This window comes from Streptomyces sp. GL_148, from assembly GCF_057834205.1.
On the sequence record NZ_CM174396.1, the window covers coordinates 4,996,695 to 5,020,367 of the forward strand.

Consider the following 23,673-nt stretch of genomic DNA (forward strand, 5'->3'; position numbering starts at 1 on the left):
TGGGTGCGCGGAATGCCTGCTTCCACGGTGGCTCGCGACCGAGTGGGGCAGGGCGGAGTGCCGCGCCGGGGGCGCGGGTAGAGGTGAGCGAATGTCCCGGGCGGGGGAGGGTGCCGGGCGTGGTGGGGCGGGAGGCCGGTCAGGGCCCCGTAGCCGCTACTTGCGCCGGCGGTGCAGGGCGATCGCGGCGGCCGTACCGCCCGCGATCGCGCCGACGCCCGCGGCGGCCGGGACGCCGATCTTCACGGCCTTGCGGCCGGTCCGATAGTCGCGCAGGCGCCAGTCGTTGGTGCGGGCATGCTTGCGCAGTTTTGTGTCGGGATTGATCGCGTACGGATGTCCGACCAGCGACAGCATCGGAATGTCGTTGTGCGAATCGCTGTACGCAGCGCAGCGCTCGAGGTCCAGTCCCTCGGCGGCGGCCAGGGCGCGTACGGCCTCCGCCTTGGCGGGGCCGTGCAGCGGCTCGCCGACCAGCCGGCCGGTGTAGACGCCGTCCACGGACTCGGCGACGGTGCCGAGGGCTCCGGTCAGGCCGAGCCGGCGGGCGATGATCGTGGCGGTTTCGACGGGGGCGGCCGTGACGAGCCAGACCTTCTGGCCGGCGTCGAGGTGGGCCTGGGCCAGGGCGCGGGTGCCCGGCCAGATGCGCACCGCCATGTACTCGTCGTAGATCTCCTCGCCGATGGACATCAGCTCGGAGACCTTGTGTCCCTTGACGATGGACAGCGCGCTGTCGCGGGCGTCCTGCATGTGCTCGGGGTCCTCGACCCCGGCGAGCCGGAACCAGGCCTGCTGCCAGGCGAAGCGGGCGAGCTCGCGGCGGCGGAAGAACTCCCGCTTGTAGAGGCCGCGGCCGAAGTGGAAGATCGCGGCGCCCTGCATGACGGTGTTGTCGAGGTCGAAGAAGGCGGCGGCCAGATCGTCGCCGGCTACGGGGAACTCGGGCACGGCGGGTGTGGCGGGTGCGGCGGGTGTGGCGGGTTCCTGCGGGGCCTCGGGTTCCGCCGGGCGTTCCGCTTCCGTCGCGCCGGGGAAGTCCTGGCCGCCCGGCGGTTCGTCGGCCAGTGCGGTCTTGCGGGCGGCCTCGGCCGAGGCCTCGCCTGCCAGCACGCTCCGCGCGGTGGCGGAGCGCCTACGGGGGGTGAGCCATCCCAGAGCGGCCATGACGCGAGCATAGCCACTGTGTTCGGGAGTTCCCGAACCGATGGGAATCGGTGGTGTGAACTCTTCGGTGCGCCGGGGCCGGGCCGGTTGGGGTGCGGGCGCGGGAGAATGGGTGCATGAGTCCTTTGCTGCGCCGTGCCGAAAAGAAGCGTCCGGAGGAGCGGGTGGTCACGCTCATCGGGAAGCCGGGGTGTCATCTCTGTGACGACGCCCAGGAAGTGGTCGAGAAGGTCTGTGCCGAGATCGGTGCACAGTGGGAGAAGAAGGACATTTCGCAGGACGAGGAGTTGTACCGCCTGCACTGGGAGCAGATTCCGGTCGTGCTGGTGGACGGCGAACAGCACACGTTCTGGAGGGTGAACCCTGACCGGCTCCGACGGGCATTGCAGGCTTGAGCCGTCGGGCGGTTACCATCATGGGCGATTTATGGGGTCTCGGGGGCGTATTGGTGAGGAGTGTGTACCGTTTTGCCCCCTTCGGGAATTGAACGGGTTCGGCGTGTCGTCGGTTCCCGGTCCATACGCCCAAGGCGCGTGACCCCGGTCACTTTGCTCGGACAAAGCGGACACAATCTTTGTGCACGCGTTCACAAAGACATAGCCTGCATTCGACGGGGTGGTCCTGGGACAAGAGGCCACCTGCAGCCCCGCTCATCCCGCAGGAGCATCGTGGCAACTGGCCGAACTCACCGACCGGCGACCCGCAGCCGAGGTATTCCCGAGGCCACTGTCGCCCGGCTTCCGCTGTACTTGCGCGCCCTCACCGCGCTCTCCGAGCGATCGGTGCCCACGGTGTCCTCCGAGGAGCTGGCCGCGGCCGCCGGAGTCAACTCCGCGAAGCTCCGCAAGGACTTCTCCTACCTCGGTTCCTACGGGACCCGCGGGGTCGGGTACGACGTGGAGTACCTCGTCTACCAGATCTCCCGTGAGCTCGGGCTGACCCAGGACTGGCCGGTCGTCATCGTCGGCATCGGCAACCTCGGCGCCGCGCTGGCCAACTACGGCGGTTTCGCGTCGCGCGGTTTCCGCGTGGCGGCGCTCATCGACGCCGACCCGGCCATGGCCGGGAAGCCGGTGGCGGGGATGCCCGTGCAGCACACCGATGAGCTCGAGAAGATCATCGAGGAGAACGGCGTCTCGATCGGGGTCATCGCGACCCCGGCGGGGGCCGCCCAGCAGGTCAGCGAGCGGCTCATCGCCGCCGGCGTGACCTCCATTCTGAACTTCGCGCCGACCGTGCTGTCCGTGCCCGAGGGCGTCGACGTGCGCAAGGTCGACCTGTCGATCGAGCTGCAGATCCTGGCCTTCCACGAGCAGCGCAAGGCCGGCGAGGAAGCCGCGGCCCAGGCTGCCGCCGGCGGTCCCGCCGCGGGCACCGGCACCGGGGCGGCTCCGGCCGCCGCCGTCGTGCCGCCCGCCGGACGGGCCGCCGCCGTCGCACGGAAGGGCGGCCCCGAGGGGGACGTCCCGGCGGTGATGCCGGCATGAGTCTGCTCGTCGTAGGGCTGAGCCATCGCAGTGCGCCGGTGAGCGTGCTGGAGCGCGCTTCGCTGGCCGCCGATGCCAAGGTCAAACTGCTGCACGACACGCTGGCCGCGGAGCCGGCGACGGAGGCGGCGGTCCTCGCCACCTGCAACCGGATCGAGCTGTACGCCGACGTGGACAAGTTCCACGCGGGTGTCGCCGAGCTGTCGACGTTGCTGGCGCAGCACAGTGGTGTCGCGCTGGAGGAGCTCACTCCTTATCTGTACGTGCACTACGAGGACCGGGCCGTCCACCATTTGTTCTCGGTGGCGTGCGGGCTGGACTCGATGGTCGTGGGTGAGGGGCAGATCCTCGGGCAGATCAAGGACGCGCTGGCGCTGGGGCAGGAGCTCCACACGGCCGGGCGGCTGATCAACGATCTGTTCCAGCAGGCGCTGCGCGTCGGGAAGCGGGCGCACTCCGAGACCGGGATCGACCGGGCGGGGCAGTCGCTGGTGACCTTCGGGCTGGAGCAGCTCGCGGTGCGGGTGCCGGTGGAGGAGTGGGCCGCGGGGAAGCGGGCGCTCGTCATCGGGGCCGGGTCGATGTCGTCGCTGGCCGCGGCGACGTTGGCGCGGGTTGGTGTCGCCGAGGTTGTGGTTGCCAACCGGACCGCCGAGCGGGCGGAGCGGTTGGCCGAGATTCTGGTTGCCTCGGGCACCGGGGTTACGGCTTGCGCCGTGCCGATGTCTGCTGTCGCGGGTGAGCTGGCTCGGGTCGACGTCGTCGTGTCGTGTACCGGGGCCACGGGCTTGGTGCTGACCGGGGATGACGTGGCCGTGGCCATGGAGGAGCGCCCTGCGGGGGCCGTCCCCTACCCGCCCTTCCACCATCCCCCAGACTTCGTCCGGGGGGACCCCCAGCCGGAGCTTCGCCCCGGACCCGATGCCGGTGCGGCGCCGTTGCCGGGGGCCAGCCCCCGGACCCCCGCGCCTCAAACGCCGGCGGGGCTGGATTCGGCTGAGCCGGCCCTGCGGCTGGATTCGGCGGGCCTGGATTCGGCTGAGCCGGCCGTGCGGCTGGATTCGGCGGGGCTGGTGGACGCCGAGCTTGTGGCGCGCCTTGCCGCCGCCTCTGCCGGTGGGCGCAGGCTTGCCGATGCCGGGGCCGTGCGGAGCAAGGTTGTCGTCGAGGAGCGGGACGGGTGCCCTGTGGGGCTCGACGCGCTGGCTTCGGATCCGGGGCGGAACGCCGATGGGCGGGCCGCGCTGGCCGGGGTGGATGCCGGGTCGCTGGAGCTGCACGGGACCTGGGCCGACCAGGGCGAGGCCGCCGCGCAGCGGCAGCCTCGTAGGACTGTACGGAGTCAGGACGGCGCGCCCGTACGGCTCGCGCTGCTCGACCTGGCCATGCCGCGGGACATCGACGCCGCCGTGCACCGGATCCCGGGCGTTCGGCTGGTCGACATCGAGTCGCTCGCCGAGGCATCCGCCGATGCGCCCATGGCCGCCGACGTCGACGCCGTCCGCGGGATAGTGGCCGCGGAAGTGGCCGCCTTCGGGGCGGCTCAGCGGGCCGCGCACATCACGCCGACCGTGGTCGCCCTGCGCGCCATGGCCGCCGAGGTCGTCGCCATGGAAGTGGCACGGCTCGACGGGCGGGTGCCCGATCTCGACGAGCGGCAGCGGGCCGAGGTCACCCAGACCGTGCGGCGCGTCGTCGACAAGCTCCTCCACGCGCCTACCGTGCGCGTCAAGCAGCTCGCGAGCGAGCCCGGCGGCGCCGGGTACGCCGAGGCGCTGCGCGAACTCTTCGATCTCGACCCGCAGACGGTGGCCTCCGTCAGCCGGGCCGACGAGGCTGACAAGAACCACGACTCAGGACGGGCATCATGAATCCACGTCTCGACCAGCCGCTGAGGCTCGGCACGCGGCGCAGCAAGCTGGCCATGTCCCAGTCCGGGCATGTCGCCGAGGCGGTACGGGCGATCACCGGCCGACCCGTCGAGCTCGTGGAGATCACGACCTACGGTGACGTGTCCCGCGAGAGCCTTTCGCAGATCGGCGGCACCGGCGTCTTCGTCACCGCCCTGCGCGAGGCCCTCGTACGCGGTGAAGTCGACTTCGCCGTGCACTCGCTGAAGGACCTGCCCACCACGCAGCCCGACGAGCTCGTCATCGCGGCCATGCCACAGCGCGAGGACCCGCGCGACGCGCTCGTCGCCCGCGACGGCCTGACCTTCGAGCAGCTGCCCGACGGTGCGCGCATCGGCACCGGTTCGCCGCGGCGCACCTCGCAGCTGCACGCCTACGCCAAGTCGCTCGGCAAGGTCATCGAGACCGTCGCCATCCGCGGCAACGTCGACACCCGGATCGGTTTCGTGCGGGACGGTGAGCTCGACGCGGTCGTGCTGGCCGCCGCCGGGCTCAACCGGATCGGCCGCGGCGACGAGGCCACCGACCTGATCTCCGTGGACAACATGCTGCCCGCACCCGGCCAGGGTGCCCTGGCCGTGGAGTGCCTGGCATCCAACACGGACCTGATTTCCGCGCTCGCCGAGCTCGACGACCCTCACACCCGGGCCGCCGTGACCGCCGAACGCGCCCTGCTCGGCGCCCTGGAGGCCGGCTGCAGCGCCCCCGTGGGCGCGCTCGCCGACCTGTTGGCCGACGGGCAGATTGTCAATGAGATGCGCCTGCGTGGAGTCGTGGGAACCCTCGACGGTTCCACGCTGGTGCAGCTGTCCACCACCGGTCCCGTGCCCCAGTCGTACGACGAGGCCATGGCGCTCGGCCGCGAACTCGCGGACGAGATGCTGGCCAAGGGCGCAGCCGGTCTGATGGGGGAGCGGTCGCTTTGAACCCCACAAGCCCAACCACCTCCGCTTTTGCGGCCGTCGCCGTCCAGGGGCACGTCACCTTCCTCGGTGCCGGCCCGGGCGACCCGGGACTGCTGACGCTTCGCGCCGTGGAGGCCCTGGCCGCCGCGGACGTACTGATCGCGGAGCCCGAGGTGCTCGAGGTCGTACGTACGCATGCGCGCGCGGGGGTGGACACGCCACAGCTGACGATTGCTGACGAGAAGTCAGCAGCCGCCGGAGTCCCGGTCATCCGAGATGCCGCCAATCTTGTCATGGAGGCCGCGCGCTCCGGCAGGCGGGTCGTCCGTGCCGTCACCGGCGACCCCGGACTCGACGGGAACGCGGCCGAGGAGATGCTCGCCTGCGCCACCGGCGGCATCCCCTTCGAGGTCGTCCCCGGTGTCGCGACGGCCGTCGGCGTGCCCGCGTACGCCGGTGTTCCGCTGGCCGGCAAGCAGGGTGCGGACGTGAGGTTCGTGAACGCGCGGACCGCCTCCGCGCGCTGCTGGACCGAGGTGGGCGCCAGCGACGGCATCCTCGTCGTCTCCGCGACGCTGGAGACCGTCTCGGCGGCCGCGGCCGAGCTGATCGGCGCCGGGCGCAAGCCCGACACCCCGCTCACCGTGACCGTGGCCGGTACGACGACCCGCCAGCGGACGTGGAGCGCGACCCTGGGCACCATCGCCCAGGTGTTCAAGCAGGGCAAGATCCTCCCGTCGCCCGAGGGCGCGCGCTCCGTCATAGCCGTGGTCGGGGAGCACGGCGCCGTCGCGCGCCGCGAGGAGCTGTCCTGGTTCGAGTCGAAGCCGCTGTTCGGCTGGCGCGTGCTCGTCCCGCGCACCAAGGAGCAGGCAGCCTCGCTCTCCGACCAGCTCCGTTCGTACGGTGCGGTGCCCCACGAGGTGCCGACCATCGCCGTGGAGCCGCCGCGCACCCCGCAGCAGATGGAGCGGGCGGTCAAGGGGCTCGTGACGGGACGTTACGAGTGGATCGCCTTCACTTCGGTGAACGCGGTCAAGGCCGTGCGCGAGAAGTTCGAGGAGTACGGGCTCGATGCCCGTGCCTTCGCCGGCATCAAGGTCGCCGCCGTCGGCGAGCAGACCGCCGCCGCGCTGGTGGAGTTCGGCGTCAAGCCCGACCTCGTGCCCAGCGGCGAGCAGTCCGCGGCCGGACTGCTGGAGGACTGGCCTCCGTACGACCCGGTCTTCGACCCGATCGACCGCGTCTTCCTGCCGCGCGCCGACATCGCCACCGAGACCCTGGTCGCCGGGCTGATCGAGCTCGGGTGGGAGGTCGACGACGTCACCGCCTACCGGACCGTGCGCGCCTCGCCGCCGCCGCAGGACACCCGTGAGGCGATCAAGGGCGGCGGCTTCGACGCCGTGCTCTTCACCTCGTCGAGCACCGTGCGCAACCTGGTCGGCATCGCCGGCAAGCCGCACAACGTCACCGTCATCGCGTGCATCGGCCCGGCCACGGCCAAGACGGCCGAGGAGCACGGGCTCCGGGTCGACGTGCTGTCGCCGGAGCCGAGCGTGGGCAAGCTGGCGGAGGCCCTGGCGGAGTACGGGGCGGCGCGCCGCGAGGCCGCGAAGGAGGCCGGGGAGAGCGTGTACCGGCCGAGCGAGCGGCGGCCGGGGGCGCGCAGGCGTCGTACGACCTGATGGCCGCCTTAGCGGTGTTACGTGGCAGGGCCCGGGTGCGATGCGCACCCGGGCCCTGTGGCATGTTCGGGCCATGACGGAACCCACGGATCCCGATGATGCGGTGGCGGCGCTGTGCGGGGCCGTGGCGGCCTACGACCAGGAGGCGGCCGAGGCGCTGGTGGAGGCCGGCGCGGACCCCGACCGGGTGCTGCCCGACGGGTCGACCCCGCTGCTGCGGGCCGTTGAGGGCGGCTCTCCGGAGATGGTGACGGCGCTACTCGGCCACGACGCCCGCCCGCGGCTGCCGGAGGCGGAGCGAGGGCGGCTGCTGGACGCGGCCCGGCGCTGGTACGGGGCGGGCGCGGAGGCTGAGCTGCGGCGGCTGACGGGGGCGGCGGGCCCGGCGGACGTCGCGTGGGTGACGGACTCGGAGTACGACACCGTCCCCGAGATCACCCTCGGAGGGCGGCGCGTACGGGACGGACACGGCGCGGTCCTGACCGATCTGGAGTGGGCGTTCCGCATCCTGGCGCCGGTGGCGGAGCTGGTGGCCCGCGGGGTCCGGTCCCCGAGGAGGGACCACGCGGACCGGAGCGCGGCGCTGTACGTCCTCAACAGTCGTGTCAGCGCGCAGACCTGGGCCGAGGCGGTGGCCTTCCGGCACGATCCGGATCCGCTGCGGCGGGCCTTCGTGGTCGACGTGGTCCGTTACCGGCTGTGGGGGTGGGCCGAGACCGCGCACGCGGGCTGGTACGAGAAGGAGTGCGGCCGGATCCTCGTCGAGTGGGAGGCCGAGGAGACCGACGCGGACGTACTGGGCCGGGTTCTGGAGGCCCTGGGCGAGGCGGAGGTGCCCACCCGGGAGGCCATCGGCCTGCGGCGCGCCGGGCATCCGGACCCGGGGGTGCGGCGCTGGGTGCCGGGCCTCTTCGACTGGTGGCCGTCCGAGGCCGCGTCGCGGGTGCTGTCCCCGGACGTGCGGCGGGCGCTGCGGGAGCTGTGCCGCGACGAGGACGGCGAGGTACGGGCCGCGGCCGCCGGGGTGCTGGCCGGCGAGGAGCCGGAGGCCGAGGACCTGGAGCTGCTGCCGGACCTGCTGCGGGACCCGGACCCGGAGGTCGTGCGCCGGACCCTTCGTGGCCTCGGGTCCGTCACGCGCAGTGTGCCGGAGGTCGCCGAACTGCTGGTGCGGTGCCTCGACTCGGAGGATCCGGACGTCCGGCTGAGCGCGGCCCACGGCCTGGCGGTACGGGACGACCCGCGCACCCCGGAGGCCTATGCGAAGGTCGGCCCGCTGGGCTCCGAGTACGAGAACGACCACCGGCCGGACGGGCTGTGGCGGTGGAAGGTGCGGAACCGGGCCGAACCCGAGCCCGACCGCGAACCCTCGTAGCGCACCCCCGATGGCGTGGTGCGTTCCCCGGCAAGCGCAACGGGGCGGGCCGGGCCGAGGGCGGGGCCTAGGCTTGTCCCGACTGCTGTCGAAGCTCGAAGAGGCGACTAGAAGATGAGCACGTACGGATCCTTCCCCGGCTCGCGGCCCCGTCGGCTGCGCACCACCCCGGCGATGCGGCGGATGGTCGCGGAGAACCGGCTGCACCCCTCGGACCTGATCCTCCCGGCGTTCGTCCGGGAAGGCATCAGCGAGCCGCTCGCCATCTCGGCGATGCCGGGCGTGGTCCAGCACACCCGGGACACGCTGCGGAAGGCCGCCGTGGAGGCGGTCGAGGCAGGGGTCTCGGGGATCATGCTCTTCGGCGTGCCGGCCGACGAGAACAAGGACGCGCGGGGCACGGCGGGCACGGAGCCGGACGGGATCCTCCAGGTCGCGATCCGCGACGTGAAGGCGGAGGTGGGCGACGATCTGGTGATCATGTCCGACCTGTGTCTGGACGAGTACACCGACCACGGCCACTGCGGGGTGCTGGACGAGCACGGGCGTGTCGACAACGACGCGACGCTGGAACGTTACGCCGAGATGGCGCAGGTCCAGGCCGACGCGGGCGTCCACGTGGTGGGCCCGAGCGGGATGATGGACGGCCAGGTCGGCGTCATCCGCGACGCGCTGGACGAGACGGGCCACGAGGACGTCTCGATCCTCGCGTACACGGCCAAGTACTCCTCCGCCTTCTACGGCCCGTTCCGCGAGGCCGTCGCCTCCTCGCTCCAGGGCGACCGCAAGAGCTACCAGCAGGACCCGGCGAACGCCCGGGAGTCGCTGCGCGAGCTCGCCCTCGACCTGGAGGAGGGCGCCGACATGGTGATGGTCAAGCCGGCCGGGCCCTACCTGGACATCCTCTACCGGGTCGCGCAGTCGGTGGACGTCCCGGTGGCGGCGTACCAGATCAGCGGCGAGTTCGCGATGATCGAGGCGGCGGCGGAGAAGGGCTGGATCGAGCGCGACCGGGCGATCCTGGAGACCCTGCTCGGCATCAAGCGGGCGGGCGCGGACACGATCCTGACGTACTGGGCGACGGAGGTCGCGGGGTGGCTGCGGGCTGAGCGCTGACGCTGACCGCTGTGGGCGGGTGGGGCTGGTCCTAGCCGGCGGGGGAGAGGTAGAGCTCCCGGGCGCGGGCCAGGTCGACAGGCCCGCCCGGGGTCGCGGCCGGGATCGGGTGCGCGGGCAGGTGCAGGAAGTGGGCCGACTGCCAGGCCTGGGCGGTGCCGGCCTGGCGGTTGGTGGTGGTCACCCAGGGCGGGTAGACGCGGAAGGCCCGCTTCCCGCCCGAGCCCTGCGCCGATACGACACCGCGGCGCCGGAGCGCCTCCGGGGAGAACACGAACTGGCCGAAGTGGTCGCCGTCGTGGGCGCCGACCACGAAGAGGTCGACGGGGTCGGCGGTGTCGAAGGGCCGGATGGGCCCGCCCGGGGCGGACCGCTGCCAGAGGGTGACGAACTGGCCGGCCTTGGTGGGCGTCGTCCTGGCCGCGCGGAACCGGACGCGGAGCCCGTCGAGGGTGAACGCGTAGGCGGCGTACTCGGCGCTCTCGGGCTCGGGGACCGGCTGCGAGACGGTGAATCCGCAGGGGTCGTAGACGAGGGCCTTCGCCGCGAGGAGATCGCCGTGGACGGGGTGGGGAGCGCGGGGACCGGGCGGGTGCGCGGGGGGCGTCGGCATGACGCCCAGCTTGTCACCCGGACACGCCCGCCCCCGTTCGCGCACACCCGCGGTGGGGCGCATCCTGGGAGCAGGGTGACCCCCTGGAGGTGATGGATCATGTCCACGCTCGTCGGGTGGCATGTGGAGCTCGAATTCACCGAGGAGGGCCACCGCACCAGTGCGGCGGCCCTGGTCAGACTCGGGGACGGCTCCGAGATACGGGCGCACGGCTACGCCATGCGTCACCCCTCCGACCCTGAGCAGCTGAGGGTCGGGGAAGAGATCGCGGGCGCTCGCGCGCTCATGGACATCGCGTCCCAGATGTTGCAGAAGGCCCACTCGGAGATCGACGCGGAGACGGGCCGGCACTCGTATCCGCTGCACTGATGTGGCGGATGTGGCTGATGTGACTGATTGACTGACGCGTCGAGATACGGGCGCGGTGCGCCGTAGTGGCGCACCGCGCCTGCACGTGCCCGTCCGCGCCTACCGGGTCCGCCGTTCGAAGACGACGGCCGCCAGGGTCATGGACACCGCGCCGATGGCCGCGCACCAGGCCAGGGCCACCCAGGGGGCGTCGCCCGCCGGCTGGGCCAGGAGCAGGGCTCGGAGAGACTCGATCACCGGGGTCAGCGGCTGGTGGTCGGCGAAGCCGTGGAGCCAGCCGGGCATGGTGTCGATGGGGACGAACGCGCTGGACGGGTACGGCAGGAACATCATCAGGAAGGTGAAGCCGCCCGCCGCCTCCGGTGTGCTGGCGAGCAGTCCGAGCGTCGCGGCCAGCCACGAGATCGCGGTGATGTACGCGACCAGGAGCGCGGCCGCGGCGAGGTAGCCGGCCAGCGAGGCCCGGGGGCGGAAGCCGATGGCGAGGGCGACGGCCAGGACCAGGCCGGTGGAGACGAGGTTGCGCAGGACCGAGGCCGCGACGTGCCCGGCCACGATCGGGACGCCGCCGATGTCCAGGGACCGGAGACGGCAGATCACGCCTTCCTTCATGTCGGTGGCGACGCTGACGGCGGTGCTCGCCGCGCCGAAGCCCGCGCAGAGCAGCATCGCTCCCGGGACCACGTAGGTCACGTAGGCGGTCCCGGTGTCGATGGCTCCGCCGAAGAAGTAGACGAAGATGAGCATCAGCATGACCGGCAGCATCAACGCCGTGATCAGGGCGTCCGGTTGACGGCTGCTGATGCGCAGGCTGCGCCCGGCGAGGGCGTGGGCCGCCACGATGACGCCGGGGCGGGTCGTCACGTACGTGGTCGCTGAACTGGCCAAGGAAGTGGTCACGGAGCGGCTCCCGTCAGGGTGAGGAACACGTCGTCGAGGGTGGCGCCGCGGACCGCGAAGCGGTCCACGGCCGTGCGGTCCGGGTCGAGTTCGTCGAGCACGGACCGGACGTGGGCGGCGCTGCCGTCGGTGGGCAGGCTGAGGCCGAGCTCCTCCGGCGCGAGGGTGAGCCCCTCCGTGGAGGTGCTTTCCCCCGCCGCGAGGCGGAGCGCGCGCGGGGTCAGGGCTTCGTAGGCGGCCCGGCTGGCGAGGGTCAGGTCGAGGCGGTGGCCCGCCACGCGGGACTTGAGCTCCGAAGGGGTGCCTTCGGCTGCGATCCGCCCGCCGGCCAGGACGGCAACGCGGTCGGCGAGCCGGTCGGCCTCCTCCAGGTACTGGGTGGTGAGCAGCACGCTCGTGCCGTCGGCGCGTAGTTCCCGTACGAGTTCCCACAGGTCCTGGCGGCTGCGCGGGTCGAGCCCGGCGGTCGGCTCGTCCAGGAAGATCACTTCGGGCCGGGCGACCAGGGTGGCGGCGAGGTCGAGGCGGCGGCGCATGCCGCCCGAGTAGGTCTTCGCCGTGCGCCCGCCGGCCTCGGCGAGCCCGAAGCGGGCGAGGAGTTCGTCGGCCCGCGCCCGGGCCGCGCGCGGCCGCAGTCCGCGGAGCCTGCCCATCATGCGGAGGGTCTCGGCGCCGGTCTGGAGTTCGTCGACGGCCGCGGACTGCCCGGTGAGGCTGATGGAGCGGCGTACGAGGGCCCGCTCGGACGCGATGTCGTGGCCGGCGACCCGCGCGGTGCCGGAGTCGGGCTCGGTGAGGGTGGCGAGGATCCGGACGGTGGTGGTCTTCCCGGCGCCGTTGGGGCCGAGGAGCGCGAGGACGCTGCCGCGCGGGACGGCGAGGTCGATGCCGTCGAGGACGCGCAGGGCGCCGTAGGACTTGGTCAGGGCAGTGGCGTGGATGCCGAAGTCGTCCATGCCGGTCTCCGTTCTAGGTTCTGCGTATGGGTTACGCGCCATTGCGTAAGTAATACACAGAACTAGGATGTGCGTCAACGACTCATGACGGAGGGACGGAGGGGCGGAGGGAGGTGGCGGCGATGGCGAACGAAGACGAAGACGACGGCACCGGGCTCCCGGCGAGCCTGGCCATGGCCTGGGGTCTGCGCGAGCGCCCCGGCAAGGGCCCGCGCCCCACCCTGACCCTCCAGCGGATCGTGGACGCGGCGGTGGCGCTGGCCGCTACGGAGGGGATGGACGCCGTCTCCATGGGCCGGGTGGCCAAGGAGCTGGGCGTTTCGACGATGTCCCTCTACCGGTACGTCACGGCGAAGGAAGAGCTCTACATCCTGATGTCGGACGCGGGCGTCGGCACTCCGCCGCAGCTCCCGCCGGACGCGGACGGCTGGGGGTGGCGGGAGCTCCTGTCGCACTGGGCGTACGCACAGCGCACGCTCCTCATGACCAGGCCGTGGATCCTGCGCATCCCGATCACGGCCCCGCCGGCCACCCCGAACCAGCTCGCCTGGATGGACCGCGGGCTCGCCTCCATGGCCGGGACCGGCCTGCGGGAGAGCGAGAAGCTTTCGACGATCATCCTGGTCGGCGGCCTCGTGCGGAACGAAGCGACGATGGCCGCGGACATGATGGACGCCATCGTGAAGTCCGGGGTCTCACCGGACAAGGTCGTCGGTCAGTACGTACGCACGCTGCGGCTGCTCACCGGCCCGGACACGCATCCGGCGGTGACCCGACTGCTGGAGTCCGACGCGTTCACCGGCTCCGACGAGCCGGACTTCCAGTTCCGCTTCGGGCTGGGCCGCCTGCTGGACGGGCTGGCCGAACTGATCGCCGAGCGGGGCGCACCGGGCCGGTGAGGGCCGCCGCCCACGCCGTGGAAATATGCGCGCGCGACCCCAACTGCCCCGTACCGTGCGCCCCATGACAATTCAGGGGACGACGTACGAGGTCACGACCGGGTCGGTGCACTCGGCGGACGGCACGCTCATCGGCTACCGCACCACCGGCTCCGGACCGGGCCTGCTCGTCGTGCCGGGCGCACTCGCGACCGCCAGCGACTTCGACGGCCTCGCGCAGGCCCTCGCACCGCACTTCACCGTCCACACCGTGGAACGACGCGGCCGCGGGGCCAGCGGCCCCCAGGGCGACGCGTACGGGGTCGGCCCGGAATGCGCCGACATCGAGGCGGTACGCGCGGCCACGGGCGCCCGCTACGTCTTCGGCCACAGCTTCGGCGCGTTCCTCAGCCTCGAAGCAGCCCTGCGCGGCTCGGCGTTCGAGCGCATGGCGCTGTACGAGCCCGGGGTGTCCATAGACGGCTCCGTCACGACGGACTGGATGCCGAGGTGCCGGCGCGAGCTGGCGGAGGGCAAGCCGGCGGAGGCCTTCCTGACCTTCGTCCAGGGCATCAACCCCGACACCTCCGGCAAGGCGCCTCGGTGGCTGATGCGGATGATCCTCCCGGTCGCGATCAAGAAGGAGGAGCGACTGCGGAAGCACGCGTTGCTGGCCGAGATGATCCGCGAGCACCAGGAATCGGCCTGCCTGGACAACACCTACCCGAACTACTCCGGCCTCAAGGCCCCGGTCCTCCTCATGGCGGGCAAGGACGTCAAGTCCACCGGCGCCGGGCGCGCGGCGGCGCACCTCAACGGTGTCCTCCCGGACTCGGAACTCGCCCTGTTCCCGAAGCTGGACCACTTCGGCCCGGAACAGGACCCGGCGGGCATCGCGGCGGCGACCACCGCGTTCTTCCTCGCGGAGCGGTGACCTTGACCTTCAGTCGGCCATGCCTCAGCGCGCCGAGCGCGCCCAGTCGGTGAGCGTCGCCCAGGTGGCGGGGGCCAAGTCCAGGACGGGGCCGTCGGCGAGCTTGGAGTCGCGGACGTGGACCTGGGTCGCGCAGGTGGCGACCTCGACGCAGTCGCCGCCCTCGCTGCCGCTGTACGTGGACTTGCGCCAGGCGATGGCCACCTCCAGGCAGGCATCGCCTTCGTCACCGCTGTAGCTGGACTTGAACCACGTCAGTGCGGTGGTGCTCATGTCTCTCCTAGCAGGCGGTCCAACCGGCCTTGTGTCTGCTCGGTGTTCAGGGCCTGAGTCCGCAGCATCGCATATTTGCGCGCGAGGATGCTGACCTCGTCTGGGCTGGAAACCAGCAGGCTGCCACGTTGGGTTTCTGCGTATCCGAGGTGCTCGTGGTCCGGGGTTTCCAGGAGGATGAACGGGCCGTTGAGTCCTGCGTGGGTGGTCTGCCGGAAGGGCAGAATCTGCAATGTGATGTTTGGGAGATCGGCGCAAGCCAGCAGATGGCGTAGCTGTTCCTTGTAGACCTCGTCCCCGCCGATCCGAATCTCGAACGCGGCCTCCCAGAGGATGAAGCTGAGGCTGGGCGGGACCTTGCGATGCAGGATCGACTGCCGGGCGATGCGTCGAACGGTCAGGGCCTCGATTTCCTCCTCCGCGTACGCCGGGACACGGTTTCGGAACAGCGCCCGCGCGTAGTTCTCGGACTGGAGTAGGCCCGGAATGCGCATGGACTCGTACCAGGAGAGCGTGATGGCGCGGCTCTCCAGATCCATGTATTCCTCCGCCCACGGCGGTGTCGCGTCGATGGAGGGCATCTCGTTGGCTGCCACGGCCAGCAGGCCCGGCAACCCCAAAACCTGATCCATCAACTCCGCGACGTTCGGCATCAGCGCCCGCCGCCCCTGCTCGATGGAGGCGATGGTCTCCGCGTCCAGGCGGACCAGCTCGCCGAGCTGTGTCTGCGTCAGGTTCTTGGCGATCCGGGCCGCGGCCACCTGCTTGCCGACCATCTTCATGGTCGTCGCGTTCGGCCGTGCGCGTTTCCTCGGTGGCATGACGATGAACTCCCCACCCTTGCGGCTGCACTACCCCGTGCCAACCCGTACTCATCACTGAGTACGGGTTGCCGTACTGCTCCACGCTAGTCACGTAACGCGACGATCGGCGGGTGAATCTACATACTCAACCCGCCCTGGTTCAGGAGCGCCTCTACCTGCGCTCACCCCAAACCATCAGCGCCGCACGACACTTCACACGTGACACCTTGGATGCGTGGGGCAGGGCTTCCCGGCGGGACGACGTGTTGCTCTGCGTGAGCGAGCTGGCGACCAACGCGCTGCGGTACGGGGTCCCGCGCGGGCGGGGGTACCTGCTGCGGCTGCTCACCTACGACGGGACGGTCCGCGTCGAGGTGCATGACAGCGGGCCCGGGCTGTCGCGGATCGGGGAGCGGACGTGCGGGCGGGGGCTGCTGCTGGTCGGGGCGCTGGCCGATGCCTGGGGGGTGCTGCCCCGGGCTCCCGGGAAGGTCGTCTGGTGCGAATTCCGGGGGCTCGGCTGCTAGCTTCGGCTCTCGGAGAATTTCGTCCGAGGGGGATCAATGTCGCGTCCGTTGCGGTGGGTTGTGGTCGTCGGGGGGACGGGGATCGCCTTCCTGATCGGGTTCCGGCTGGGGGTCTGGGACCCCTTCGGCTGGCTGCCGGAGAAGGACTCCGACCGGGTGTCGGCCGCCGCCGGGTTCGGCGGGGCCATGGCCGCGGTGTGCGCGCTGGTCGGCGGCTGGTGGGCCGGTGGCGGCGGGGAGAGCTCCCTGAGGCAGCGGGCCCGCGCCTCCGGCACCAGCCGGGTCACGCAGACCGGGGGCGGAGCCTCCGGCCCGGTGGACCAGTGGGCGCGCGCCGACGGGGACTCCCGCGTCCAGCAGACGGCCGCCGGCGGCGGTGAGCAGCCGGACCCGGACCCGGCCCCGTGAGCGCCGAGCAGCGGGCGCGGGCCGAGGGGCAGGCGCGGATCACGCAGGTGACGGTGGCGGGGGACTACGTTGCGCACCCGCCCGGTGCCGGTCCCGTACCTCCACCCCCACCCCCGGCCGCATCCGGGCTGCCCGCTCCGCCCGCCGCGCTCGTGGGGCGGGACGCCCCGGTCAAGGTGCTGACGGACCTGCTCGATGAGGGCGGGGCTCCGGTGATGGTCGTGGCCGGGCTTCCGGGGGTCGGCAAGAGCGCGCTGGCCGTTGCGACGGCGCATCGGGCTCTGGAGTACGGGTGGTTCGAGGACCGGGTGTTCTTCCTCCAGTTGCACGGCTACGCCTCGAACGGCGCGGTGAGCGGTGCGCAGGCGGTGCGGGAGATGCTCCGCTATCTCGGGGTCGGGGACGCGGAAGTGTCGCCGTCCCCGGACGGGCAGGTGGCGCTGTACCGGGCCCGGCTGGGCTCGCTGGCGCGGGCCGGGCAACGGGTGTTGATCGTTGCGGACGACGCCGGGGCGGTGTCCCAGGTGCAGGACCTCGTACCGCCGGACGGCACACACCGGTTGCTGGTGACCTCGCGGCACCGCCTGGTCGCGCCGGGCTTCGCCGCGAGGCTGGTCGGCCTGGACGAGCTGGCGGCGGAGCCCGCGGCGGAAATGATCGCCGGCGCGCTGCTGCGGACCTGGCCGGAGGATCCGCGGTCGGCGCGGGAGCCGGAGGCGCTGGCCCGGGTGGCGGACCTCTGCGGGCGGCTGCCGCTCGCGCTGACGGTGGCGGGCGCGCTGCTGGCGGGGGACCCGGGGCTGGCGGCGGGGGAGTTGGCGCGGCAACTGGCCGAGGCGAGGACCCGGCTGGAGAGGCTGCACATCGACGGAGACGTGCCGGTCGGGGTCCAGGCCGCGTTCGACCTCTCGTACGCGCGGCTTCCGGCGGACCAGGCGCGGCTCTTCCGACTGTTGACGGTGGTGCCGGGGCCGGACTGTTCCACCGGGTTCGCTCGGGTGCTTGCCGGGTGCGAGGGGGCGTCCACGGCCGACGCCGAGGTGAGACCGTCCCTGGCCGCTCTCGTGGGGGCCAGCCTGCTCTCCGAGCAGCCGGTCGGTTCGGGGCGCTGGCGCATGCACGACTTGGTGCGGCTGTACGCCCGGGACCGGGCGGAGGAGTGTGCGGAGGAGGACGGCCGGGAAGTGGCGGCCGAGCGGCTCATGGGCGCTCTCCTCGGCACCACTCGCAAGGCGGTCCGCTCGTTGGGTATCGGCGCTGCGGAGGCCGAGGGCGAGGAGCTTCCCCCGATGGCTGCGGCGCTTCGCTGGCTGGACGCGGAACGCGCCGTGCTGGTCGCCGCTGTGGGGTGGGCCGCACAGACTGGTCGGCCCTATGCCGCCTTCGCGCTGGCCGACGCGTTGGGCCCCTACCTCGTTGTCTACGGTCATGCACCGGACGCGGTGATGGTGGCGAGGAAGGCCCTCGACGTGGCACGAGCAGCCGGTGATCGCTGGTTGACCGGAATCATGCTGGTGAACCTCGGCGGCGCGCTCAATGAGGAGTGGCTGGCCGAGGAGGCGATCGGACCGTTGACGGAGGCTCTCGCCGTCTTCCGTGAGGTTGAGGGGCGAGAAGGGGAAGCCAATGCCCTGGACAACTTGTCTGCCGTGTTCTGGAAAACGGGGCGACTCGAAGAGGCCAGAGCAAGGGGCGAGGAGGCTCTGAAGATCTTCCGGGAGCTGGGGAACCGGCAGGGGGAGGGGTTCGCACTGTTCCATCTCGCCAGCGTTCTGGACGATCTGGGGGAGCAGGCCAAGGCCGTCGATATGTGCAGACAGGTGGTGAGCTGCATGCGCGAGACCGGCGACCGCCACCGGGAGGCGTCCGGATTGCAGCTTCTTGCGAAAGTGCTGTGGAGGGTCGGGGAGCGGGCGGAGGCCCAGGCCGTATGGGATGAGGCGCTCTCGATGCTGCGCGGCCTGGGGAACAGAACAGCAGTGGCAATTGTGCTCAGGGGACTGGCCAAAGCGCTGTTGGACGACGGGCAATTGACTGGCGCGCGCGTGCGCTACGCGGAAGCACTGGTCCTGTTCGAGGCCACCGGGGACCAGCAGGGCGAGGTGGCGACGACGGGCGACCTGGGCGCGATCTGCCTGTTGGAGCACCGGTTCACGGAGGCGCTGGAGTTGTACGAGAGGGCTGCGTCCCTCCTGGCCTGCACGGAGCAGTGGGGACACGAAGCCGAGGCGGAAATGGGTCGGGGGGCCGCGCTGTACGGCCTGAGGCGCCGGGCCGAGTCTGTCGAAGCCTTCGATCGGGCGGCCGCTCTGTTCGCCCTTGCGGGCGATGCCGAAGGGGCAGTAGCGGCATGTGGCGAGGCAGGGCGGCTCCGCCTGCTCTCAGAAGCCGCGCCGCCCCGCCGCTGGCGCGATCGCCTCAGGCCCCGCCGCCGCTGACCCGGCCCGCCAGGCGGGCCATCGCCACCCGTAGCTCCCGCTGCGCGCCCAGGGGGACGATCGCCGCGCGGCCCGGGACGCGGACGCCGCCCGTCAGGGCTACTCGGGTGCCGCCCTCAGGGGTCGGGGCGGCGGCCATGCCGATGATCAGGAAGCGGCTCTGGAGCCAGCACCAGCCGGGGCGCAGGACTCCGTGGAAGTGGGCGCGCAGGCCGTACTTGCTGCGGGCCAGGGCCTCCACGCGGTCGCCCGTGACCCGGAGCACGCGCACGGTGCGCATGTCGGGCTGGAAGCGGCCGAACTCGCCCTCCAGGTCCGACATCACCGCCCAGACCTCCGGCAGGGGGATGGGGAGCACGTCCTCCACGACCTTCGCCCCGGGGATCGCGGCCGCCATGATGCGGAGGCGGGCGACGGTGTCCATCGCGTGCGGGTGTGTCGTCATGCGGACCACGCCTTCCGGAAGCTCGTACGGGCCCGGTGCAGCCGGGACTTGGCGGTGCCCGGCGGGACGCCGAGCAGGGCGGCGGCGGCCTCCTCGTCGAGGCCTTCGACGTCACGGAGTACGAGGACGGCCCGGTGGGCGGGGGAGAGGCGGGCCAGGACGTCCTCGATGTCGGCGGCCAGCTGCGGGTCGTCCGGGCCGGGTACGTCGGCCAGTTCGGCCGGGCGGTCGCGGGACGCGCGCCGGGCGGTGCGGACGGCCTCGCGGACGGCGATGGACCGGACCCAGCCGTACAGGGCCTCGGGGTCGCGGAGGGCGCGGAGGGAGCGGAAGATCGCGAGCAGGGCCTCCTGCGTGGCGTCCGGGCCGTCCGCGAGGGCGATCGGGTGGCAGATCCGGGCGAGGTACGGGGTCAGGTGGTCGAGGAGGTCGTGCAGCGCGAGGGTGTCTCCGGCCCGGGCCGCGCGGGCGAGGGCGACTCCGCGGTCGCGGGCGGCCTGGCTGAGGGGCCCCGCGGCGGGGCTGCCGGGCGCGCTCACCGGGCTCTGGCCAGCCGGGCGGCGGCCCAGCCGAAGCCGAGGCAGGCGGGGGTGTACAGGGCGAGGTTGAGGGTGCGGAAGGGGCCGTCGGCGGGGCTGTCGAGGAGACCGGCGGCCCAGCCCAGGCCCGCGAGGCCCCGTACGGCCAGCCCCGCGGCGACGGCGGCCGTCACCAGGCGGGCGGGCCGCCCGGCCCGGCCGTGCGCGTGCGCGAGCACGGCGGCGGCTCCGGTCAGGGTGAGGGCGGCGAGCGGCAGGACGACGGGCGGGCCGAAGGACACCTCGGAGCCGAGCACGGCCAGCGACAGGGTCCGCTCGTCGGGGGCGGGCCAGGTCAGGCCGGTGGCCCAGTACAGGTGGACCAGCCCGTCGGCGGCGAGCAGCGCGGCGAGCGCCCGCCCGGTGCGCCTGCGTGTCGTGTCCTTCATGGTGCCCTTCACCGTGTCCTGCACGGCGTGCCCCCTCGGTGGTGAAACGCTCCGGCAACGCTCCGGCAAAGCTCCGGCACACAGAGGAGGGGGCTCACAGGGGAAACGTTCCCTGTGAGCCCCGTCACGCACGTGGGGTGTCCGTCAGTCGACGATCTCCGGGCGGGCCTTGATCACCGCGAAGACGGCGCCCTGCGGGTCGGCCAGGACGGCCATGCGGCCGGCCGCCATGTCGAAGGCCGGGGCCATGACGGAGCCTCCGGCGCGGGTGGCCGCGGCCTGGATCTCATCGACGTCGTCGGCGCTGAAGTACGGGACCCAGTTCGGCGGGGTGCCCGGCGGGAGGTTGCTCAGGTCCATCATTCCGGCCACCGCGCGGCCGCCGACCTGGAACTCCGTGTACCCCGCGGCCTCCGGCATCTCGGACGGGGTCGTGGTGACCGGCAGGATGGCGGAGTAGAACGCGGACGCGGCGGGGACGTCGCCGGTGCTCAGCTCGTTCCAGATGAGCGCGCCGTGCTCGTTGACGATGCCCGCTCCGTCGAAGGTGCCCGCCTGCCACAGGCCGACGACCGCGCCGGTCGGGTCGACGATGACGGCCATCCGCCCGAGGTCCATGACGTCCATCGCGTCCATCATGACCGTGCCGCCCGCGTCGGTGACGGACTTGAGGGTGGCGTCGAGGGAGTCCGTGGCCAGGTACGAGGTCCACACGGTCGGGGGCATCGGGTCGGGGGTGGTGCCGTCCGGGTTCATCGCCTTCATGATCCCGGCGACCGGCTTGCCCTTGAGGGTGCAGACGGAGTACCCGCCGGTCTCGGGCGGCCCGATCTCGCCCTGCCAGCCGAAGAGGTCGGCGTAGAAGTCGATGGCGGCCTGCTGGTCGGGAACCATCAGGTCGATCCAGCAGGGGGTGCCGGGCTTGTAGGGGCCGTTCATGTCGGGCACGGGGCCCTCCGGGGGTGCGTAGGGGAAGGACGGCCCGTCCCCTACCCGGGCCGCGTGGCCGAAATCGGACCGTACGGGTGAACTGGGGGTGGGCGACGCGGTATCCGCCGCCAGAACGTCGCCTGGGGGCCAGGCTTGTCGCATGGCCGACTTGGGAGTCCGTGGCGTGTCCGAGGAAGTGCTCGCCGAGCTGAGCGTACGAGCCGCCCGCAGTGGCCAGTCGCTGCAGTCCTACGTGCGGACCTTGTTGGAGGACGTGGCCAGGACGGCTTCCTTGGGGAACGCCGGCGCGCCGACCCGTCCCCGGCCGTCGGCCGAACTGAGCGTGGACGAGGTCCTCGGCGACCTCGACGCCGGACGGCGGCGCGAGTGATCGTGATCGACGCGAGCGCGGGCAGGTCTGTACGGTCGTGCGGCTCAGCGCAGGGCGTGCTTGCCCGTGGAGTCCCGCGCCTCGGGCGTGAGGGCCCGGGCGATGCCGGCCCGTACGACGGCCATGTCGGCCTCGTCGAACTCCTCGTCGTGGCCCTGCGGCGGAGCCATCGCCTCGGTTGCCGCGATGTCCGCGTCGATGTCCGCGAAACGACGGGTCACGAGGATGTCCTCGTTGATCTCCATGACGTCGGCGTGCTCCTTCACTCTCGTGGGTAGCGCTGCGGCCCCCGTCTCCCGGTAGGGGAGACGGGGGCCGCCGTCGTGCCGTGCGCCCGGTGTCAGAGCTTCTCGGGGGTGCGGATGCCGAGGAGGGACATGCCCTTGCTGAGGGTGCGGGCGGTCAGCTCGCACAGGAACAGGCGGTTCTCGCCGACGACGAGCTCGGGCTCGGGCTTCACGACCGGGCACTGCTCGTAGAACGTCGCGAACAGCGAGGACAGCTGGTAGAGGTACGCGGCCACCTTGTGCGGGGCGTGCTCCGCGGCCGCCTCGGCGATGAGCTCGCCGAAGTGGTCCAGGTGCAGGCCCAGCGCGCGCTCGGCCGGCGCCAGCTCCAGCTCCGGGTGCGCGACCGGCTTGCGGTCGCCCGCCTCGCCCGCCTTGCGCAGGATCGACTTGATACGGGCGTACGCGTACTGCAGGTACACGGACGTGTCACCGGTCAGCGAGACCATCTGGTCCAGGTCGAACTTGTAGTCGCGCGCGGCCGACGTCGACAGGTCCGCGTACTTCACGGCGCCGATGCCCACGTACTGGCCGTTCTCGACGATCTCCGCCTCGGTCAGGCCGATCTTCTCCGCCTTCTCGCGGACCACGGCGGTCGCCCGCTCGACGGCTTCGTCCAGCAGGTCCACCAGCCGCACCGTTTCGCCCTCACGGGTCTTGAACGGCTTGCCGTCCTTGCCCAGCACGGTGCCGAAGGCCAGCTGCACGGCCTTGACCTCGTCGTTCAGCCAGCCCGCCCGGCGCGCCGTCTCGAAGACCATCTTGAAGTGCAGGGACTGCCGCGCGTCGACCACGTAGATCAGCTCGGTCGCGCCCAGCGTGCCCACCCGGTCGCGGATCGCCGAGAGGTCGGTCGCCGCGTAGCCGAAGCCGCCGTCCGACTTCTGCACGATCAGCGGGGTCGGGTTGCCGTCCGGGCCCTTGACGTCGTCGAAGAACACGCAGAGCGCGCCGTTGGAACGGACGGCCACGCCCGAGTCCTCCAGCAGCTTGCAGGTCTCCACCAGCATGTCGTTGTAGCCGGACTCGCCGACGACGTCGGGGTCCTGGATGTCCATGTCCAGCTTGTTGAAGACGGAGTAGAAGTAGATCTTCGACTCGTCCACGAACCGCTGCCACAGCGCCAGCGTCTGCGGCTCGCCCGCCTGGAGGTCCACCACCCGGGCCCGGGCCCGCGTCTTGAACTCCTCGTCGGAGTCGAAGAGCGTGCGCGAGGCCTTGTAGAGGCGGTTCAGGTTGGACATGGCCTCCTCGCCGGAGACCTCACCGCCGTCCTCCGCCTTGTGGTCCAGCTCGTGCGGGTGCTCCAGCAGGTACTGGATGAGCATGCCGAACTGGGTGCCCCAGTCGCCGATGTGGTGGCGCCGGACCACCTTCTCGCCGGTGAACTCGAGGATCTCCACCATCGCCGCGCCGATGACCGCCGAGCGCAGGTGGCCTACGTGCATCTCCTTGGCCACGTTCGGCTGCGCGTAGTCGATCACCGTCGTACCCGGGTTCGCGGCGAGCGGCACGCCGAGGCGGTCGTCCGCGGCGCGGGCCGCCAGGGTCTCCACGATCGCCTTGTCGGTGATCGTGATGTTGAGGAAGCCGGGACCCGAGACCTCGATCTCCTGGATCAGGCCGGCGGTGTCGATGCCCTCGACCACGGTCGTCGCGAGCTCGCGCGGGTTGGCCTTGGCCTTCTTCGCGAGCGCCAGGATGCCGTTGGCCTGGAAGTCGGCCCGGTCGCTTCGTCGCAGCAGCGGGTCGCTCGCACCGGCGTCCGGCAGGGCGGAGGCGAGTGCGTCGGCGACGCGCTGGTTGACGGAGGAAGCGAGGGAAGGGACCGAGGCCATGAGCTGCCGTTCCTGTGAGGTCGTGCCGATGCGTGCACTTGGGGTTTCCGACAAGGACCGAGTATCCCACG

26 protein-coding genes are annotated in these 23,673 nt (G+C 72.0%); 14 read left to right on the plus strand and 12 right to left on the minus strand.

Going from position 1 to position 23,673, the window contains the following annotated elements; genetic code table 11:
• Nucleotides 1-156 precede the first annotated feature (156 nt).
• On the minus strand, nt 157-1,167 hold the full coding sequence (locus AC3IYI_RS23040) for an HAD family hydrolase (protein WP_489405553.1): 1,011 nt from the start codon (nt 1,165-1,167) through the stop codon (nt 157-159).
• Between the two features lie 116 nt (nt 1,168-1,283).
• Here AC3IYI_RS23040 and AC3IYI_RS23045 point away from each other — a divergent pair, with 116 nt between their 5' ends.
• The 7 genes from AC3IYI_RS23045 to hemB all read left to right on the plus strand — a co-directional run bounded on the left by AC3IYI_RS23045 (nt 1,284) and on the right by hemB (nt 9,645).
• A complete protein-coding gene (locus tag AC3IYI_RS23045; RefSeq protein ID WP_489405554.1) occupies nt 1,284-1,562 on the plus strand; it encodes a glutaredoxin family protein in 279 nt (92 codons plus the stop codon).
• 273 nt (nt 1,563-1,835) lie between these two features.
• Nucleotides 1,836-2,654, plus strand: a complete 819-nt coding sequence (locus tag AC3IYI_RS23050; protein ID WP_243340123.1) for a redox-sensing transcriptional repressor Rex — start codon at nt 1,836-1,838, stop codon at nt 2,652-2,654.
• The gene (locus AC3IYI_RS23055) at nt 2,651-4,525 is read left to right on the plus strand and encodes a glutamyl-tRNA reductase (protein WP_489405555.1); all 1,875 of its coding nucleotides are present in this window, start codon (nt 2,651-2,653) and stop codon (nt 4,523-4,525) included. Before AC3IYI_RS23050 ends, AC3IYI_RS23055 begins: the two co-directional genes overlap by 4 nt.
• Complete coding sequence (gene hemC / locus AC3IYI_RS23060) at nt 4,522-5,490, plus strand: hydroxymethylbilane synthase (RefSeq protein ID WP_489405556.1); 969 nt, start codon at nt 4,522-4,524, stop codon at nt 5,488-5,490. Before AC3IYI_RS23055 ends, hemC begins: the two co-directional genes overlap by 4 nt.
• Nucleotides 5,487-7,154: a bifunctional uroporphyrinogen-III C-methyltransferase/uroporphyrinogen-III synthase gene (locus AC3IYI_RS23065; RefSeq protein WP_489405557.1), complete on the plus strand. Its 1,668-nt coding sequence runs from the start codon at nt 5,487-5,489 to the stop codon at nt 7,152-7,154. The genes hemC and AC3IYI_RS23065 overlap by 4 nt, the downstream gene beginning before the upstream one ends.
• A 73-nt stretch (nt 7,155-7,227) precedes the next feature.
• Nucleotides 7,228-8,529, plus strand: coding sequence for a HEAT repeat domain-containing protein (locus AC3IYI_RS23070; RefSeq protein ID WP_489405558.1), 1,302 nt, complete (start codon nt 7,228-7,230; stop codon nt 8,527-8,529).
• A 114-nt stretch (nt 8,530-8,643) separates the two neighbouring features.
• Nucleotides 8,644-9,645, plus strand: a complete 1,002-nt coding sequence (gene hemB, locus AC3IYI_RS23075) for a porphobilinogen synthase (RefSeq protein ID WP_489405559.1) — start codon at nt 8,644-8,646, stop codon at nt 9,643-9,645.
• A 31-nt stretch (nt 9,646-9,676) separates the two neighbouring features.
• On the opposite strand, the gene AC3IYI_RS23080 is transcribed toward hemB, so the two are convergent.
• On the minus strand, nt 9,677-10,258 hold the full coding sequence (locus AC3IYI_RS23080) for a MepB family protein (RefSeq protein WP_489405560.1): 582 nt from the start codon (nt 10,256-10,258) through the stop codon (nt 9,677-9,679).
• 99 nt (nt 10,259-10,357) lie between these two features.
• On the opposite strand from AC3IYI_RS23080, the gene AC3IYI_RS23085 reads away from it, so the two are divergent.
• On the plus strand, nt 10,358-10,627 hold the full coding sequence (locus AC3IYI_RS23085; protein WP_489405561.1) for a DUF1876 domain-containing protein: 270 nt from the start codon (nt 10,358-10,360) through the stop codon (nt 10,625-10,627).
• Nucleotides 10,628-10,726: 99 nt separating this feature from the next.
• On the opposite strand, the gene AC3IYI_RS23090 is transcribed toward AC3IYI_RS23085, so the two are convergent.
• On the minus strand, nt 10,727-11,491 hold the full coding sequence (locus AC3IYI_RS23090) for an ABC transporter permease (protein WP_489411626.1): 765 nt from the start codon (nt 11,489-11,491) through the stop codon (nt 10,727-10,729).
• A gap of 32 nt (nt 11,492-11,523) precedes the next feature.
• On the minus strand, nt 11,524-12,483 hold the full coding sequence (locus AC3IYI_RS23095; RefSeq protein WP_489405562.1) for an ABC transporter ATP-binding protein: 960 nt from the start codon (nt 12,481-12,483) through the stop codon (nt 11,524-11,526).
• Between the two features lie 122 nt (nt 12,484-12,605).
• Here AC3IYI_RS23095 and AC3IYI_RS23100 point away from each other — a divergent pair, with 122 nt between their 5' ends.
• Together AC3IYI_RS23100 and AC3IYI_RS23105 are read left to right on the plus strand one after the other, a co-directional pair.
• Entirely contained in the window at nt 12,606-13,382 is a 777-nt protein-coding gene (locus tag AC3IYI_RS23100) for a TetR/AcrR family transcriptional regulator (protein ID WP_489405563.1), read from the plus strand.
• 64 nt (nt 13,383-13,446) lie between these two features.
• Nucleotides 13,447-14,295 carry an alpha/beta fold hydrolase gene (locus AC3IYI_RS23105; protein ID WP_489405564.1) on the plus strand — a complete coding sequence of 283 codons (849 nt, stop codon included), beginning with the start codon at nt 13,447-13,449 and terminating at the stop codon, nt 14,293-14,295.
• A gap of 24 nt (nt 14,296-14,319) precedes the next feature.
• Here the strand turns inward: AC3IYI_RS23105 and AC3IYI_RS23110 are convergent, their stop codons facing one another.
• Both AC3IYI_RS23110 and AC3IYI_RS23115 read right to left on the minus strand, forming a co-directional pair.
• On the minus strand, nt 14,320-14,568 hold the full coding sequence (locus AC3IYI_RS23110; protein WP_489405565.1) for a DUF397 domain-containing protein: 249 nt from the start codon (nt 14,566-14,568) through the stop codon (nt 14,320-14,322).
• Nucleotides 14,565-15,350, minus strand: a complete 786-nt coding sequence (locus AC3IYI_RS23115; RefSeq protein WP_489405566.1) for a helix-turn-helix domain-containing protein — start codon at nt 15,348-15,350, stop codon at nt 14,565-14,567. The genes AC3IYI_RS23110 and AC3IYI_RS23115 overlap by 4 nt, the downstream gene beginning before the upstream one ends.
• Nucleotides 15,351-15,502: 152 nt before the next feature.
• Between AC3IYI_RS23115 and AC3IYI_RS23120 the strand changes: the two genes are divergently transcribed.
• The 3 genes from AC3IYI_RS23120 to AC3IYI_RS23130 are packed head-to-tail and all read left to right on the plus strand — an operon-like array spanning nt 15,503 to nt 18,744.
• Nucleotides 15,503-15,898 (plus strand): ATP-binding protein, encoded by a 396-nt coding sequence (locus AC3IYI_RS23120; RefSeq protein ID WP_489405567.1) that lies wholly within the window; start codon nt 15,503-15,505, stop codon nt 15,896-15,898.
• A gap of 36 nt (nt 15,899-15,934) precedes the next feature.
• On the plus strand, nt 15,935-16,306 hold the full coding sequence (locus AC3IYI_RS23125) for a hypothetical protein (protein ID WP_489405568.1): 372 nt from the start codon (nt 15,935-15,937) through the stop codon (nt 16,304-16,306).
• The gene (locus tag AC3IYI_RS23130) at nt 16,303-18,744 is read left to right on the plus strand and encodes an ATP-binding protein (RefSeq protein WP_489405569.1); all 2,442 of its coding nucleotides are present in this window, start codon (nt 16,303-16,305) and stop codon (nt 18,742-18,744) included. Before AC3IYI_RS23125 ends, AC3IYI_RS23130 begins: the two co-directional genes overlap by 4 nt.
• Here AC3IYI_RS23130 and AC3IYI_RS23135 read toward each other — a convergent pair.
• The 4 genes from AC3IYI_RS23135 to AC3IYI_RS23150 all read right to left on the minus strand — a co-directional run bounded on the left by AC3IYI_RS23135 (nt 18,725) and on the right by AC3IYI_RS23150 (nt 21,095).
• Nucleotides 18,725-19,189 (minus strand): hypothetical protein, encoded by a 465-nt coding sequence (locus tag AC3IYI_RS23135; RefSeq protein WP_489405570.1) that lies wholly within the window; start codon nt 19,187-19,189, stop codon nt 18,725-18,727. The genes AC3IYI_RS23130 and AC3IYI_RS23135 overlap by 20 nt on opposite strands.
• Nucleotides 19,186-19,728 (minus strand): RNA polymerase sigma factor, encoded by a 543-nt coding sequence (locus tag AC3IYI_RS23140; RefSeq protein ID WP_489405571.1) that lies wholly within the window; start codon nt 19,726-19,728, stop codon nt 19,186-19,188. The genes AC3IYI_RS23135 and AC3IYI_RS23140 overlap by 4 nt, the downstream gene beginning before the upstream one ends.
• Nucleotides 19,725-20,180 (minus strand): DUF3995 domain-containing protein, encoded by a 456-nt coding sequence (locus AC3IYI_RS23145; RefSeq protein WP_489405572.1) that lies wholly within the window; start codon nt 20,178-20,180, stop codon nt 19,725-19,727. The genes AC3IYI_RS23140 and AC3IYI_RS23145 overlap by 4 nt, the downstream gene beginning before the upstream one ends.
• Nucleotides 20,181-20,300: 120 nt before the next feature.
• On the minus strand, nt 20,301-21,095 hold the full coding sequence (locus AC3IYI_RS23150) for a VOC family protein (protein ID WP_489411627.1): 795 nt from the start codon (nt 21,093-21,095) through the stop codon (nt 20,301-20,303).
• A 151-nt stretch (nt 21,096-21,246) separates the two neighbouring features.
• On the opposite strand from AC3IYI_RS23150, the gene AC3IYI_RS23155 reads away from it, so the two are divergent.
• Complete coding sequence (locus AC3IYI_RS23155; RefSeq protein ID WP_489405573.1) at nt 21,247-21,477, plus strand: FitA-like ribbon-helix-helix domain-containing protein; 231 nt, start codon at nt 21,247-21,249, stop codon at nt 21,475-21,477.
• Nucleotides 21,478-21,521: 44 nt separating this feature from the next.
• Here AC3IYI_RS23155 and AC3IYI_RS23160 read toward each other — a convergent pair whose 3' ends face one another.
• Nucleotides 21,522-21,722, minus strand: a complete 201-nt coding sequence (locus AC3IYI_RS23160) for a hypothetical protein (RefSeq protein WP_489405574.1) — start codon at nt 21,720-21,722, stop codon at nt 21,522-21,524.
• A 95-nt stretch (nt 21,723-21,817) separates the two neighbouring features.
• Complete coding sequence (gene argS, locus AC3IYI_RS23165; protein ID WP_489405575.1) at nt 21,818-23,602, minus strand: arginine--tRNA ligase; 1,785 nt, start codon at nt 23,600-23,602, stop codon at nt 21,818-21,820.
• Between the last annotated feature and the right edge of the window lie 71 nt (nt 23,603-23,673).

Coding starts and splice junctions, on each gene's coding strand:
- hemC (WP_489405556.1), top strand. CDS start 4,522: ATGAATCCACGTCTCGACCAGCCGCTGAGGCTCGGCACGCGGCGCAGC.
- AC3IYI_RS23095 (WP_489405562.1), bottom strand. CDS start 12,483: ATGGACGACTTCGGCATCCACGCCACTGCCCTGACCAAGTCCTACGGC.
- argS (WP_489405575.1), bottom strand. CDS start 23,602: ATGGCCTCGGTCCCTTCCCTCGCTTCCTCCGTCAACCAGCGCGTCGCC.
- AC3IYI_RS23155 (WP_489405573.1), top strand. CDS start 21,247: ATGGCCGACTTGGGAGTCCGTGGCGTGTCCGAGGAAGTGCTCGCCGAG.
- AC3IYI_RS23125 (WP_489405568.1), top strand. CDS start 15,935: ATGTCGCGTCCGTTGCGGTGGGTTGTGGTCGTCGGGGGGACGGGGATC.
- AC3IYI_RS23135 (WP_489405570.1), bottom strand. CDS start 19,189: ATGACGACACACCCGCACGCGATGGACACCGTCGCCCGCCTCCGCATC.
- AC3IYI_RS23100 (WP_489405563.1), top strand. CDS start 12,606: ATGGCGAACGAAGACGAAGACGACGGCACCGGGCTCCCGGCGAGCCTG.
- AC3IYI_RS23105 (WP_489405564.1), top strand. CDS start 13,447: ATGACAATTCAGGGGACGACGTACGAGGTCACGACCGGGTCGGTGCAC.
- AC3IYI_RS23040 (WP_489405553.1), bottom strand. CDS start 1,167: ATGGCCGCTCTGGGATGGCTCACCCCCCGTAGGCGCTCCGCCACCGCG.
- AC3IYI_RS23085 (WP_489405561.1), top strand. CDS start 10,358: ATGTCCACGCTCGTCGGGTGGCATGTGGAGCTCGAATTCACCGAGGAG.
- AC3IYI_RS23080 (WP_489405560.1), bottom strand. CDS start 10,258: ATGCCGACGCCCCCCGCGCACCCGCCCGGTCCCCGCGCTCCCCACCCC.
- AC3IYI_RS23045 (WP_489405554.1), top strand. CDS start 1,284: ATGAGTCCTTTGCTGCGCCGTGCCGAAAAGAAGCGTCCGGAGGAGCGG.
- AC3IYI_RS23150 (WP_489411627.1), bottom strand. CDS start 21,095: ATGAACGGCCCCTACAAGCCCGGCACCCCCTGCTGGATCGACCTGATG.
- AC3IYI_RS23160 (WP_489405574.1), bottom strand. CDS start 21,722: ATGGAGATCAACGAGGACATCCTCGTGACCCGTCGTTTCGCGGACATC.
- AC3IYI_RS23115 (WP_489405566.1), bottom strand. CDS start 15,350: ATGAAGATGGTCGGCAAGCAGGTGGCCGCGGCCCGGATCGCCAAGAAC.
- AC3IYI_RS23055 (WP_489405555.1), top strand. CDS start 2,651: ATGAGTCTGCTCGTCGTAGGGCTGAGCCATCGCAGTGCGCCGGTGAGC.
- AC3IYI_RS23070 (WP_489405558.1), top strand. CDS start 7,228: ATGACGGAACCCACGGATCCCGATGATGCGGTGGCGGCGCTGTGCGGG.
- hemB (WP_489405559.1), top strand. CDS start 8,644: ATGAGCACGTACGGATCCTTCCCCGGCTCGCGGCCCCGTCGGCTGCGC.
- AC3IYI_RS23110 (WP_489405565.1), bottom strand. CDS start 14,568: ATGAGCACCACCGCACTGACGTGGTTCAAGTCCAGCTACAGCGGTGAC.